At 42.1% G+C, this 786-nt stretch carries 2 protein-coding genes; both read left to right on the top strand.

All coding sequences use genetic code 11. From position 1 onward, the window contains the following. A partial coding sequence (locus RMT89_RS40455; RefSeq protein WP_315888743.1) for a GNAT family N-acetyltransferase occupies nucleotides 1-277 on the top strand: 277 nt, incomplete at its 5' end. Between the two features lie 17 nt (nucleotides 278-294). Next, nucleotides 295-786 (top strand): oligosaccharide flippase family protein (locus RMT89_RS40450; RefSeq protein WP_315888742.1); only part of this gene is annotated, 492 nt, incomplete at its 3' end.

Below are 786 nucleotides of genomic sequence, written 5' to 3'. Positions count from 1 at the left end.
CGAATGTGCAGGTTTTGTAGCATTTTACTGCAATAATCCTTCGAAAGAAGATGCATTTATCACACTGGTTTTAGTTTCACCTTTTTTTAGAGGGCGAGGCATATCAAATATATTGTTGAGCTGCGTCTTGGATATATGCAAATCGCGAAATTTTAAAACATGCACCCTTGAGGTTAAAAATAATAACCTTTCTGCTATCAGAGTCTATAGTAATCTTGGATTTCTCAAGGTAGAAGAAAATGAAGAAAAAACTATTATGAAAATTAAATTAAACTGATTTTCTCAGGATAGAAATTGACCCTTAAGAAAAACATCCTAGCCAACTACGCCAGTCAACTCTATGTGACGGGCGTAGGTATATTGATCCTGCCGCTCTATATAAAATATATGGGTGCAGAAGCCTATGGCTTGGTTGGCTTTTTTACCATGCTGCAAGCCTGGTTTGGTTTGCTGGATATGGGGTTAACACCGACTATAGGCCGTGAAACCGCACGCTACCATGGCGGCAGTATGTCTGCCTTGGCATATCGACAGCTCTTCCGTGCCCTTAGCCTGATTTTCTTAGCAGTTGCAGTGGTCGGTGGCAGCAGCTTGTTCTTATTGGCGGATCTTGTTGCAGGGCAGTGGCTTAATATTGAATCGCTTGATATGAAAACTGCAGTGATTGCTGTTCAAATCATGGCGATCAGTGTTGCGCTTAGGTGGATGTGTGGATTGTACAGAGGGGTTGTGACGGGTTCTGAGCGCTTGGTATGGCTTAGTGGTTTTAACGTATTTATTGCCACG

Source organism: Streptomyces sp. P17 (assembly GCF_032436805.1).
Lineage (GTDB): Bacteria > Actinomycetota > Actinomycetes > Streptomycetales > Streptomycetaceae > Streptomyces.
This window is presented reverse-complemented; position numbering and strand designations above follow the sequence as displayed.